The following is a 12,504-nucleotide window of genomic DNA, read 5'->3' as shown; positions in this document are numbered from 1 at the left end:
AGTCACCGCCGTGTCCGAGCCGCCGCTGTCGTTCCCGCCGATCGACGCGTACGCGTTCCTGTCCGACACGCACACCACGGCGCTCGTCGCACCGGACGGGGCGGTCGAGTGGTTCTGCGTACCGGACGCGGCGGGCGACGCGGTCGCGGCCCGGCTGCTCGACCGGGACACCGGCGGCCGGTTCACGCTCACCGTCGCCGGCTGCCCGGCGCCGCGGCGCCGCTACCGGCCGGACACGCTGGTGCTGGAGAACGACTGGGCCGCCCCGTCCGGCGCGGCGGCCGGCGAGGACCTGCTCGCGGTCCGGCCCGGCGCCGCCGACCGGCCGATCCACGCCGAGCGGGCGCTGGTGCGCCGGCTGCGAATCACCGACGGTGTGCTGCGGGTCCGCGCCGAGCTGACGCCCCGGCCCGGGTACGGGGCACGCCCGGTGCGCTGGCGGCGCGACGGTAACGGCTGGCACGCCGACGGCACGCCGCTGCGGCTGCGCACCGACCTGCCGGTCACCGTCGAGGACGGCACGCTCGTCGCCGAGGCGGAGCTGCGCGCCGGGCAGGACGCGACGCTGCTTCTCGGGTACGCCGACCCGGTGCCCGCCCTCGCCGACGCCGAGGAGCTGACCGAGCGGACCGCCGACAGCTGGCGGGCGTGGTCGGCGCGCGGCGACTACACGGGCTTCGCGGCCGGCGCGGTCCGGCACAGCGCCCTGGTGCTGCGCGGCCTGTCCTACGACGAGACCGGCGCGCTGCTGGCCGCCCCGACCACATCGCTGCCCGAGGAGATCGGCGGGGTCCGCAACTGGGACTACCGCTTCACCTGGCACCGGGACGCGGCGCTGCTGCTGCTCGCGCTGTTCCGCCTGGGCCACGCCGAGGAGGGCCGCCGCTATCTGCGGTTCCTGCTCGGCATCTGCGCGCGGCAGCATCCGCTCGCGCCGCTCGTCGGCATCCACGGCCACGCCACCGAGGAGCGTGAGCTGCCGCACCTGTCCGGCTACGCCGGCTCGGCGCCGGTGCGGGTCGGCAACGAGGCGGCGAACCAGATCCAGTTCGACACGTACGGGCACATCCTCGACGCGGCGCTTGCCTACCAGCTGCTCACCGGCGAGCTGACCGGCCCGCAGTGGGCGCTGCTGCGGCGGCACGTCGAGACCATGGCGGAGCGCTGGCGGGAACCGGACCACGGGGTGTGGGAGATCCGCGGCCCGTGCCGGCACTACGTCTACTCGAAGGTGATGACCTGGGTCTGCCTGGACCGGGGCATCCGCCTCGCCGGGCTGCTCGGCGACGGCGCCGCGCCGGTGGACCGGTGGCGCCGGGAACGTGACGCGCTGCACGCCGAGGTGCTCGACCGCGGGTACGACGAGCGCGCCGGCAGTTTCGTCATGGCGTACGGCGGGACCGAGCCGGACGCCTCGCTGCTGCGGATGCCGCTCGTCGGGTTCCTGCCCGGCGACGACGCCCGGGTGGTCGCCACCGTCGAACGGATCCGCGCCGACCTCGCCGTCGCGCCCGACCTGATCCGGCGCTACCGGGCCGACGACGGGCTGCCCGGCACCGAGGGGGCGTTCCTGCTCTGCTCCTTCGAGCTGGTCTCGGCGCTGGTACTGGCCGGCCGGCACGGCGAGGCGCGGGACATCTTCGACCGGCTGGCCGGCCGGGCCGGGCCGCTCGGCCTGCATCCGGAGGAACGCGCGCCCGACGGCACGGCGCTGGGCAACTTCCCGCAAGCGTTCACCCATCTGGCACTGATCGAGGCTGCGCTGAACCTGGACTCGGCGGGCGACCGGGACGCGCTGCACGCGTGGGCGGAACGGTCAGCGGCCGCGGCGGCGTGACCGGCACCCCGCCGGGAACCAGCGCGCCGGTCCGGACGACTATCCCTGTATGGCGTGTGAGCAGTGGCGGGAAATCCTGTCGGCACAGCTGGACGGTGAGGCGTCCCGCTCGGAGATCGAGGCGGCCGAGGCGCACCTGACCGGCTGCGCCGGCTGCCGGGGCTGGTTCGACTCGGCCGCGGCGGTCACCCGGCGGGCCCGTACGCAGCTCGCCCCGCGCGTACCCGACCTGGTCGACGCGGTGCTCGCCGCCGCGCCGCCGCCCCGGCCGAGCCGCCGCCAGCGGATCGCGCTCGGACTACGCGGGGCGCTCGGGTTGCTCGGCGCGGTGCAGCTCGTACTCGGGCTGGCCCAGATCGGCCGGGAGGCGGTCGTCGCGCACGCCCACACCTCCGGCCAGCACCTGTGGCACGAGTCGGCGGCGTGGAACGTAGCAGTCGGCGCCGGGTTCCTCTACGTGGCGGCACGCCGGACCACGCCGTCCGGCCTGCTGCCGATGCTCAGCGCGTTCGTCGCCACGCTGGTGCTGCTGTCGGTGAACGACCTGATCACCGGTCAGGTCGCGATGACCCGGCTGGTCAGCCACGGCTTCCTGCTGGTCGGCTGGGCCGTGATGCTGGTGCTGTCCCGGCCGGGCTGGCGCCCCGGCGACACGCCGCCCGGGCGGGGCCGGTCGAGCGGATCGCGGTGGGCGCTGCGCACCGAGGAACCGGCCGCGCCGGCGCCGCTGCGGCTGGTGCAGCCGGGCCCGTACCCCGCACAGGCCCGCAACCGGCGCGCGGCCTGAACCGCCGGACGGCCGGGGCCCGCGGGTGTCAGCGGGCGCGGCGGTCACGGACGTCGCCGGACCAGGCGGCGGCCAGGTCCTCCCGGGCGCGGGCGACCCGGGACCGGATCGTGCCGACCGGGCAGCCGCACACCTCGGCGGCCTCGGCGTAGGACAGGCCCAGCACCTGGGTGGCCACGAACGCCTCCCGGCGGTCCGGGGCGAGCGCCGCGATGAGCCCGCGCAACACCACCCCGTCGTCCCCGCCGCGGGTCACCGCCCCGGCCGCCTCGGCGGCGGCCTGCCAGTCCGCCAGCGCGGCCGTGCGGGGCCGCGCGGTCGCCGCCCGCACGTGGTCCACCGCGACCCGGCGGGCGATGGTGAAGACCCAGGTACGCGCCGACGACCGGCCCGCGAAGCCGGGCAGGCTGCGCAGCGCGCGCAGGAACGTCTCCTGGGCCAGGTCGTCGGCCTCGGCCGGCCCGGCCAGGTGGGCGAGGAACCGCCACACCGGCGCCTGGAGGGCACGGACGAACGCGGCAGCGGCCAGCCGGTCACCACGGGCGGCGCTCCGGGCCCACCCGGTCACCTGCTCGTCGTCGGCGTCCGGGCTCATCCTCGGCCGGCCCGCGGGCCCGACATCGTCATGCCCGACGGTACGGATCCGCTGCCCGCTCGGTTCATCCCTGGCGTCCCTCCTGCCACCGGGCCTGACTGTCGGCGACCTCCGGTTGGTCGGCCGGCGGGCGGGAAAAGTTCCCGAACCGGGTCAGTCGTCGTCGACGGAGACGGTGACCGGCCCGACCCGCAGGACGCCGTCGGTGAGCGGCGCGCAGCGCACACCGCCCCGGCGACGCATCGCCTTCCAGGTGCCGGGCGCGACCACCACGTCGAGCCAGGCGCACGGCGGCGCGGCCCGGTGCACCCGCAGGCGGACCGGACCGTCGCCGGAGTCGAGCGTGAGCACCCGGCCGACCAGCTCGTCCACCGGGATGCCGTCGGTCAGCACGTTACGTCGCAACTGGGTGAGGTCCGCCCCGGGCGGCAGCGACTCCCGCGCGATCAGCGTGACGCTCGCCTGGCGGTGCGCCGGGCGGCCGAAGTAGCGGTCACCGACGATGCCGAGACCGGCGCGCACCTCCACCCGCTCGACCAGTTCACCCGGCGGCGCGGGGGCGGGCCCGTCCGCGGGGCGGCCCACGTACCGGTGCACGGGCGAGGCCAGCAACTGGACGATCCGCGGCATGCCCCGAAGTGTAATCGCGGGCATACCACCGCCAAACCGGACGATAGCCGCGCTCACGTATCCGCGGCTTACGCAGGGCGTTGTACCAGGTGTGACGGCGAGGCGACCCGACGCGATCGGGGCTCATCCCCGACGGCGGCTGTCCTGGGCGCGGCGCGAGAACGAGCGCCGGCGCCAGGCGTACGAGACGGCGGCGCGGGCCTGGCGGCGGCGCGCGGAGCACCTCGACCGGCTGCGGATCGAGGCGGCCGGCTTCCACGGGTGCGTCCTGACGGGCACCCCGCTACCGGTGCCACTGGACGACGGTGAGGTCGTCTACCGCATCCTGCCCACCGTCGACCTCGTCGAGGCCACGGCCCGGCACCTACCCGGACTGCCGGTGCCGGACGGCACGCTCGCCGGATGTCTCGACCCGGCCGAGGGCCCGCTACCGGCCGGGCTGCGCGTGATCGCCAGCGGCGCCGCCGTGGTGACCGACCGGCGGGTCGCCTTCACCGGGCCCGGCGTCGGCCGGGAGTGGCCCCTGCGGACTCTGCGCGGACTCGGGCACCACCCCGGCCGTCCGGTCACCCTGCTGCACGGCACGGACAGCGGCGCACCGGCGGGTCTGCGCGTGCCGGCGCCGGGCGCGGCGAACGCCCGGTTCTACCTCACCCTGGCCCACGCCGACGCCACCGGTACGCGCACCGTGGTGGTGGAGGACGTCGAGGCGCTGTGGTCCGCCCACCGGGCCGCCCGGCCCCGCCCACCCCGGCCACTCGGGCCGTGGGACGCCCCCGCCGAACGGGCGCTCCCCCAGCGGCTGGCCGCGGCGGGCGTCGCAGCGATGGCCGTACTGCTGGGCGTCACCTCCGCCGGCACCTGGACCGCGACCGCCGGGCAGACCGACCCGGCAGCCCGAACCGCGACCCACCCGGCGACCGCGCCCCCACCGGCCGTTTCGTCAGTGCCGCCCGTGGCGACCCCGGTCAACCCGTCGTCTCCCCCCGCGTCCCGGCCGCCCCGGCCCGCGCCGCGACCTCCGGCCGCCGATTCGGGTGATCGGGTCCCCACCACCGCGCCACCTGCCGCCGGATCCCCGTCGACGCGCGTGAGCGGCCGTACGCCCGTGATCGTCGAATCGTCCGGCCCACCCGCAGGCCAGGTGACACCGGCGCCGAGCGTGAGCCCGACGGCTGATCCGGTTCCGACCGGCGAGCCCGATCCGACAACCGAGCCGAGCCCGTCCGCCGCATCCGCCGAGCCGAGCGTCCTGGACCTGGTGGGCCTGCACCTCGGCCTGGCCGTCGGTTCCGGCGCAACAGCCCAGCAAGACGCAACCCTCCCCTGACCCCGCCCCACGCTCGCCGCTCTCCCACTTCCCCGCCGTCCCGCCCTCGCGGTCACCCCGCCTCACCCTCACCGTCGATCTTGCACTTCGCGCCCTACAGATGCCGGATTCATCCCGCTTTAGGCGGGCCGCAAGTGCAAGATCGCGGGAACGAAGGGCGAGGGGCGGGTGGGGTGGGGATCAGGGGGTATGGGGGGTCAGGAGGTAGTCGCCGTCTTCGGGGCTCCAGCGCAGCTCCACCGCGCCGCCCGTCGCGGCCGCCTTGCAGAACTGCAGGAAGCTGCGATATCCGAGCTTCTTCTCGCTGAAGTCGGGCCGGGCGCGCCGGAGCTGGTCCTTCAGCCCGGACAGCGCCACCGCGCCGCCCTCGCCGGCCAGGTCCACCACCACTGACCGCAGCAGCCCGAACGCGACATCCCGGTCGCCCTGCTCGGGAAGCGACACCTCCGGGTCGCCCTTCGCCGGCCCCGCCGCCAGCTCCACCACGTTGCGCGCGGCGAGGTGGCGCAGCAGTTCGCCGAAGGTACGGAAGCCGTAGTCGGACTCGCTGAACGTCGGGTCCTTGCGCAGCAGCGCGCGCTTGAGCGCGGAGGCGGTCACGTCACCGCTCGTGCTGCCCTGCATACCGGCCACCGTCTGCACGAGCTGGACGGCGAGCGTGTCGACGTCCCGGGCCCGCCCCTCCTCGGCAGCAGCGGCCTCCGGCGCGGCCTCCGCCACCGGTTCCGCCACCGGTCCGGGCGGCGCCGTGCGGGCCGGACGCGACCGGCGGGCGGCCGGCGGCGGCACGTCGACGCCTTCGAGACGGTCGTAGTAGAGGAACTCGTCGCAGGCCGGCGGCAGCAACGCCGAGGTGGACTTCTCCACTCCCACGCCGATCACCCGCTTGTTGAGTTCGCGCAGCTTGTGGACCAGCGGCGTGAAGTCGCTGTCGCCGGTGCAGATCACGAACGTGGAGATGTAGCCGCGCTCGAACGCCAGCTCGACCGCGTCCACCGCCATCTTGATGTCGGCGGCGTTCTTGCGGGAGGCGCCCATGCGCTGCGGGATCTCGATCAGCTCGACGTGCGAGCGGGTGAGCATCCGCCGGTCCTCGTCGAAGTACGACCAGTCCGCGTACGCCCGGCGCACCACCACCCGCCCCCGCTCGGCGAGCGCGTCGGCGATCGGCCGGAAGTCGAACGCACCGCCACCGTGGTGGTCGCGTACGCCAAGGGCCAGGTTCTCGTAGTCGAGGAACAGCGCGATCCGGTCTTCGTGATCCACACTGGCAGCCTAGCCCGGCCGGGCCGCCGCGCCGGTCAGCGCCGCTCGTCGCGGTAGACCGTCTCGCGGCGGGCCAGCCGCTGAATCGCGTAGCTGCTGACCAGGAGCAGCAACGCCAGCACCACCTCGACGCCGGCGACCGTGCCGTTGGCGACGGTGAGGCCGAGCAGCAGCAGGATCAGCCCGACGACGGCGAGCAGGCCCGCCAGCAGCAGGCGGTTACGCCGTCGCGCCGGCCGCTGCGCGTCGTCTGCGCTCACGCTGCCCGCCTCTCCCCGGCTCCCTGTGCCGATCGTAGGCGCTCGTCACGGCCGCGGTGGCGGGTTGGCCCCGCCGGCACGGCCCCGGCGGCGAAAGCCACGCCGACACGGCCGGGCAGGCCGACAGCGCGAGGACACCAGCGGTGGCCGACAACGCGCCCACCCGGCACGGCGGGCGGCACCGCACCGATGTGGCGCGGGGCCGGACGCTCAGGCGTCCGGCCCCGGTCACGGCGGCGGTCAGTGGATCGGCAGCGCCATCGGCTGCTTGTCCTCGCCCGTCTCGCCGTCGAGCAGGTGCGACGGCTCACGCCGGCGCGGCAGGAAGGCGGCCGGGACGAAGGTGAGCAGCACCAGACCGAACGCGACCCAGAACGTGGTCGAGAAGGCGCCCGCGGCGTAGTCGAGCCCTCGCTCGATGAGCGACGGCGGCACCGGGAACTGCTGGATCAGCTCGGGCCGCTGCTGTGCGGCGATGGCGAGCTGGGATTCGGTCAGCGGGGCGCCGGTGCCCGGGTCGGTCACGCCGGGGATGGGCCGCGAGCCGTTCAGCTCGCTGGTGAGGATGACCGACATGATCGCGGCGCCGATCGATCCGCCGATCTGCTGGAGGATGTTGACCAGCGTGGAGCCGCGCGCCACCTCGGCGGCGCTGAGCGTCTTCAGCGCCGAGGTCATGATCGGCATCATCGTGCCGCCCATGCCGAGGCCCATCACGAACAGCGAGCCGCAGAGCAGCCAGTACGAGGTGTCGGTGCCGAGCTGCGTGAAGGTGAAGAAACCGGCCGCGATGAGCACCAGCGCGAAGGGCACCGTCCGGCCGACCGGCACCCGGTCCGCGAGCGTGCCCGCGATCGGCATGGTCAGCATGGCGCCGATGCCCTGCGGCGCGATCAGCAGGCCCGCGGCGAGCGTCGTCTCACCCCGCACCTGCAGGAAGTAGCTCGGGAACAGCAGGCCCGCGCCCATGAACGCGATGATGAACACGAACATGGTGATCGAGGCGATGGTGAGGTTGCGGTTGCGGAACAGCCGCAGGTCGAGCAACGGATGGCGGGGCCGGAACGAGTAGGCCACGAAGGCGACCACGAGCGCGCCGCCGGCCAGCATCGGCAGCCAGACCTTGGTGTCGGCGATCGTGCCGGTCTCGGGCAGCGTGGAGATGCCGTACAGGAACAGGGCCAGACCCGGCGACAGCATCAGCATGCCGAGGAAGTCGAACGCCTGGGACGGCTCGGCGTTGTCCTTCGGCAGCGCGAGCTGGGCGTAGATCAGCGCGACCACGCCGATCGGCAGGTTGATCAGGAAGATCCAGTGCCAGCTGGCGACGTCGATCAGCCAGCCGCCGAGGATCGGGCCGGTGATCGGGCCGAGCAGCATCGGGATGCCGAGCACTGCCATCAGGCGGCCGATGCGGTGCGGGCCGGCGGCCCGGGTCATGATCGTCATGCCGAGCGGCATGAGCATGCCGCCGCCGAGGCCCTGGACCACACGCCAGGCGATCAGCTCGCCGATCGAGTCGGCGGTGGCGCAGAGCCCGGAGCCGATGGTGAACAGCGCCAGCGCCACCATGTAGAGGCGTTTCGTGCCGAACCGGTCGGCGGCCCAGCCGCTGAGCGGGATCACCGTGGCCAGCGCGAGCGTGTAGCCCGTCATGGTCCACGCGACGCGCGCGTACGAGGCGTCGAACTCGCTCTGGAACGTCGGGAGCGCCACGCTGACGACTGTCACGTCGAGGATCGACATGATCGCGCCGAGCACGACGACGCCGGCCACCTTGAGCACCGCGGCGTCGAGCTTTGTCGACGTCGCGACGGGTTGCTGGGTCACTAACGGTCTCCTGGATCCGGTTCGGCTGCCGAAGGCGGTGGGGGTCGCCACGCACCGTCCGGGCGCGGGCGGAACGCGCGGCGGGGCGACGTCCGGCGGGAAGCCTAACCACGACCGGCGACAGACCGGGGCGGATTATGCCGACGGACGAGGCGTCCCGGGCCTGCGCACGGCCGCACGGCGGGCCGGCGGCTCACGGAAAAGGGCGGTTGCGCGCCGATTCGTGAACCTCGGCGGGCCGGTGGGCGCGACGTCGACGTGACGAAGGTCATGGCGCGTCCGGGCAGCTCCGGGGCGTGCGGGCGCGCCGTTTCAGCCCATCCGGCCCATCAGTTCGATCTCCGCGGTCCGGGAGCGCTCGATCCGGCGGGCCAGCTCGCGTACCCGCTCGCTGGTGCCGGCGGCGACCTGGGCGCGGGCCAGGTCGGCCGCGGTGCGCTGGTGCCGGCTCAGCACGTCGACCAGCACGCGGTCGGCGTCGGCGGGCGCGGCGGCGCGCAGCCGGGCCAGTCCGGCGGCAGCGTCGCTGTGCCCGGAGTGGTCGTGCCGGGCGGCCGCGGCGGCGGCCGACGGCCCGGCGTCGCGCAGCCATTCGCGCATGGTGGCCAGTTCGTCGGTCTCGGTGGCCCGCACGGCGGCGATCAGCGTGCGGATCCGCGTATCGGTGGCGCGGTCGAGACCGAGCCGCACGATCTCCAGCGTCTGCTCGGTGTGGGCCACCATCATGGCCAGGAACAGCGCGTCGATCCCGCTGACCGTGGTGTCCGGGGCCGAGGCCGTGGCGGACGGGACCGGCGGGGACGGATCGGCCGCGGGCGGGCCGCCGCAACCGGCCAGGGTCAGCATCACGCCGAGCAGGGCCGCGGACGCGCGGCGGAGCCGGGGACCGGCCGGCTCCGCCGCGCGGGTACGCGGGCTCAGATCTGCTGCCACAGCGCCGGCACGTTCGGCGGCTCCCAGCCGGCGATGGCGGTGTGCGCCTGGCGGCAGCGGTAGCTGCGGCCGTCGTAGGTGACCGTGTCACCGACCTGGTACGCCCGTCCGGCCGTCCACGTGCCGCCCGGCGCCGGCGTGCTGGTCCGGGTGGGCGTGGGCGAGGGCGCGGGGGTGGTCGGCGCCGCCGTCGGCGTGGGCGACGGGGTCGGGTTGCCGCCACCGCCGCCGATCTGCAGGTCGACGCAGGAGTAGAAGGCGTTGGCGGTGTCGGAGATGTTCCAGATGGCGAGCAGTTTCTGCCGGCCGGAGAAGCCGCCGAGGTTGACCGTGTGCGACACGGTCGCGCCGGGCTGACGGCCACCGCCGTCGACCACGGCGACCCGGGTGCCACCGATCCAGTACTCCCAGTTGGCGGTGGCGTGGCGGGCGGTGTTGACCCAGGTGAACGTGACGGTGCTGCCGACCGAGGTGGCCGGCCAGTTGCGGCTGTCGTCGTTGAGGACCGCGAACTGGGCGATGCCGGCGTGGCAGCTGCGCAGGCCCTTGGGGCCCTCGACGCTCTGCGGCTCGTACTTGATCTGGCCGCAGTCGGGCACCCGGTTCTGCGCGCACAGCGCCTGGCGGCTGGGCGGTGAGGAGACGTAGCCGTGGGCCTGCGCGGGCGCGGCGAGCGCCAGCGTGCCGGTCACGGCGCCTGCGGTGAGCAGCGGGAGGGTGATTCTTCGACGCATGGTGGCAACTCCTTCGGGGGGAACGGAAGGTGCCCCGAACATAAATTAAACATTGTTAACAGTAAAGACTCCTGTCTATAAATTAAGCCCTGCACTCCCCGACGCCGGGCGTATGATCCTCGTCGATGGCTCGCCGCGCGGAGCCGATCGTCGTTCCTGGGCATCCCGCCGCCGCCAGGCGTCCGGGAGGACGACGCAGACCGGGCATCGCCTCGTCGTCCCACTCCCCGGAGGACACCCCCGCATGAGGAGAACCACCGCGTTCGCGGCCAGCCTGCTCCTGCTCGCCACCGCGCTCAGCACCGTCGGCGGACCGGTCGCCGCCGCCGACCCCACCGACCCGGTCACCGTCACCGTGAACACCCGCGCCGGGCTGGCCACGGTCCCGGAGACCGCGCTCGGCGTCAACCACGCCATCTGGGACTCGCAGCTCGGCAGCGCCGAGACGTCCGACCTGCTCAAGGCCGCGGGTGTGAAGATGCTGCGCTACCCCGGCGGCTCGTACGCCGACATCTACCACTGGGAGACGCACACCGCGCCCGGCGGCTACGTCGCGCCGAACACCGACTTCGACACGTTCATGGCCGGCGCCCGCCGCGTCGGCGCCCAGCCGATGATCATCGCGAACTACGGCACCGGCACGCCCGCCGAGGCCGCCGCCTGGGTCCGGTACGCCAACGTCACAAAGGGCTACGGCGCCAGGTGGTGGACCGTCGGGAACGAGAACTACGGCAACGGCCACTACGGCTCGGCCTGGGAGGCCGACGACCACCCGGACAAGAGCGCCGCCCAGTACGCGCGGCTGGTGATCGAGTACGCCGACGCGATGAAGGCGGTCGACCCGAGCATCAAGGTCGGCGCGGTGCTCACCATGCCCGGCAACTGGCCGGACGGGATCACCGCCGGCTCCGACCCGGGCCCGTGGAACCAGACCGTGCTCTCCCTCGCCGGCCCGAAGATCGACTTCGTGGACGTGCACTGGTACCCGGGCGGCAACGCCGCCGACTCGCTGGCCCGGACCAACCATTTGCCCGACGCGGCCTGGCTGCTGCGCCAGCAGATCGCCAGGTACGCCGGCCCCGGCGCGGACCGGATCGGGATCAGCTTCACCGAGCTGAACGTGGACGCCGGCCGCACCACCGCGCCCGGCGCGCTGTTCCTGGCCGACGCCTACAGCGGCCTGCTGGAGCAGGGCGTCTTCACGGTGCAGTGGTGGAACGTGCACAACGGCATCGGCACCGTCTCCGAGGTGGCCGGGCAGACCGACTACGGCGACTTCGGGATGCTGTCCAGCGGCAACTGCACCAGCGACGGTGAGGTGTGCCAGCCGGCGTTCAACACCCCGTTCGCGCCGTACCACGCGCTGTCCATGATGAACCTGTTCGCCCGGCCCGGTGACCAGCTCGTCCGCGCCGGGACCGACGAGCCGCTGGTCGCCGCGCACGCGGTCCGGCGGCCGGACGGCAGCGTCGCGGTGCTGCTGCTCAACAAGGACCCGGACAACGCCCACCCGGTGGCGCTCGACTACGCCGGTTTCACCCCGGCCGACGAGGCGCCGACAGTGCACACGCTCGCCAACGGCGCGACCGGGATCAGCACCGGCCGCTCGGGCAGCGCCACCGTGCGCACGCTGCCGCCGTACTCGCTGACCACGCTCGTGCTGCGACCGGCCGGCAGCTCGGCCGGGCGGCCCGGCGCCCCGGGCCGGCCGACGGCGGGCGCGGTGACCGACCGTGCGGCGACCATCTCCTGGCCGGCGGCCACGCCGGGCGCGTCCCCGATCGCCAAGTACGAGGTGCACCGGCAGTACGGCGCGGTGAGCGAGCAGCTCGGTGAGACCGCCGGCACGTCGCTGACGGTGGGCAACCTGGAACCGGGCGCCCGCTACACGGTCAACGTGCTCGCCCGGGACACCGCCGGGCGGGTCTCCTGGTCGTCGCCGCCGCTGACGTTCGCCACCGGCAGCCCCGCCGAGAGCTCCTGCGCGGTGCGGTTCAACGACGACAACGACTGGGGCAACGGGTACGTGGCGAACGTCGAGGTGATCAACACCGGCGCGAAGGCCGTCGACGGCTGGACGCTCACCTGGACCTGGCCGACCGACTGGCAGCAGGTGAGCAGCGGGTGGAGCGCCACCTGGGACCAGCAGGGCCGCAACGTCCGGGTGACGCCCACCGCCGACAACCGGCGGCTCGCCGCCGACGGCGGGAGCACGACCGTCGGGTTCGTCGGCGCGTACAGCGGGCCGAACGTGCCGCCGGGCGCGTTCCGCCTCAACGGGACGGTCTGCACGCTGCGCTGA

General features: G+C 74.3%; 11 protein-coding genes. 4 read left to right on the top strand and 7 right to left on the bottom strand.

Annotated features, from left to right (window positions below):
* Window positions 1-10 precede the first annotated feature (10 nt).
* Both PVK74_RS05350 and PVK74_RS05345 read left to right on the top strand, forming a co-directional pair.
* Entirely contained in the window at window positions 11-1,837 is a 1,827-nt protein-coding gene (locus tag PVK74_RS05350) for a glycoside hydrolase family 15 protein (RefSeq protein ID WP_197494852.1), read from the top strand.
* Between the two features lie 49 nt (window positions 1,838-1,886).
* Window positions 1,887-2,624, top strand: a complete 738-nt coding sequence (locus PVK74_RS05345) for a zf-HC2 domain-containing protein (RefSeq protein WP_043324265.1) — start codon at window positions 1,887-1,889, stop codon at window positions 2,622-2,624.
* A gap of 28 nt (window positions 2,625-2,652) precedes the next feature.
* Here PVK74_RS05345 and PVK74_RS05340 read toward each other — a convergent pair whose 3' ends face one another.
* Window positions 2,653-3,219 (bottom strand): sigma-70 family RNA polymerase sigma factor, encoded by a 567-nt coding sequence (locus tag PVK74_RS05340; protein WP_043324268.1) that lies wholly within the window; start codon window positions 3,217-3,219, stop codon window positions 2,653-2,655.
* A gap of 153 nt (window positions 3,220-3,372) precedes the next feature.
* Window positions 3,373-3,849, bottom strand: a complete 477-nt coding sequence (locus PVK74_RS05335; RefSeq protein WP_043324270.1) for a molybdenum cofactor biosysynthesis protein — start codon at window positions 3,847-3,849, stop codon at window positions 3,373-3,375.
* A 91-nt stretch (window positions 3,850-3,940) separates the two neighbouring features.
* On the opposite strand from PVK74_RS05335, the gene PVK74_RS05330 reads away from it, so the two are divergent.
* Window positions 3,941-5,179, top strand: a complete 1,239-nt coding sequence (locus PVK74_RS05330; RefSeq protein WP_274478338.1) for a hypothetical protein — start codon at window positions 3,941-3,943, stop codon at window positions 5,177-5,179.
* A 180-nt stretch (window positions 5,180-5,359) separates the two neighbouring features.
* Here the strand turns inward: PVK74_RS05330 and PVK74_RS05325 are convergent, their stop codons facing one another.
* The 5 genes from PVK74_RS05325 to PVK74_RS05305 all read right to left on the bottom strand — a co-directional run bounded on the left by PVK74_RS05325 (window position 5,360) and on the right by PVK74_RS05305 (window position 10,202).
* Window positions 5,360-6,445 (bottom strand): PIN domain-containing protein, encoded by a 1,086-nt coding sequence (locus PVK74_RS05325; protein ID WP_274478336.1) that lies wholly within the window; start codon window positions 6,443-6,445, stop codon window positions 5,360-5,362.
* A 35-nt stretch (window positions 6,446-6,480) separates the two neighbouring features.
* A complete protein-coding gene (locus PVK74_RS05320; protein WP_210869864.1) occupies window positions 6,481-6,705 on the bottom strand; it encodes a DUF3040 domain-containing protein in 225 nt (74 codons plus the stop codon).
* A 240-nt stretch (window positions 6,706-6,945) separates the two neighbouring features.
* Window positions 6,946-8,535: a DHA2 family efflux MFS transporter permease subunit gene (locus PVK74_RS05315; protein WP_043324274.1), complete on the bottom strand. Its 1,590-nt coding sequence runs from the start codon at window positions 8,533-8,535 to the stop codon at window positions 6,946-6,948.
* A gap of 312 nt (window positions 8,536-8,847) precedes the next feature.
* The gene (locus tag PVK74_RS05310; protein ID WP_043324276.1) at window positions 8,848-9,468 is read right to left on the bottom strand and encodes a DUF305 domain-containing protein; all 621 of its coding nucleotides are present in this window, start codon (window positions 9,466-9,468) and stop codon (window positions 8,848-8,850) included.
* On the bottom strand, window positions 9,453-10,202 hold the full coding sequence (locus tag PVK74_RS05305; protein ID WP_043324278.1) for a lytic polysaccharide monooxygenase: 750 nt from the start codon (window positions 10,200-10,202) through the stop codon (window positions 9,453-9,455). The genes PVK74_RS05310 and PVK74_RS05305 overlap by 16 nt, the downstream gene beginning before the upstream one ends.
* A 244-nt stretch (window positions 10,203-10,446) precedes the next feature.
* Here PVK74_RS05305 and PVK74_RS05300 point away from each other — a divergent pair, with 244 nt between their 5' ends.
* Window positions 10,447-12,504 (top strand): cellulose binding domain-containing protein, encoded by a 2,058-nt coding sequence (locus PVK74_RS05300; protein WP_274478334.1) that lies wholly within the window; start codon window positions 10,447-10,449, stop codon window positions 12,502-12,504.

This window comes from Micromonospora chalcea (genome assembly GCF_028768405.1).
In the GTDB taxonomy this organism is placed as follows: Bacteria; Actinomycetota; Actinomycetes; order Mycobacteriales; family Micromonosporaceae; genus Micromonospora; species Micromonospora chalcea.
This window is presented reverse-complemented; position numbering and strand designations above follow the sequence as displayed.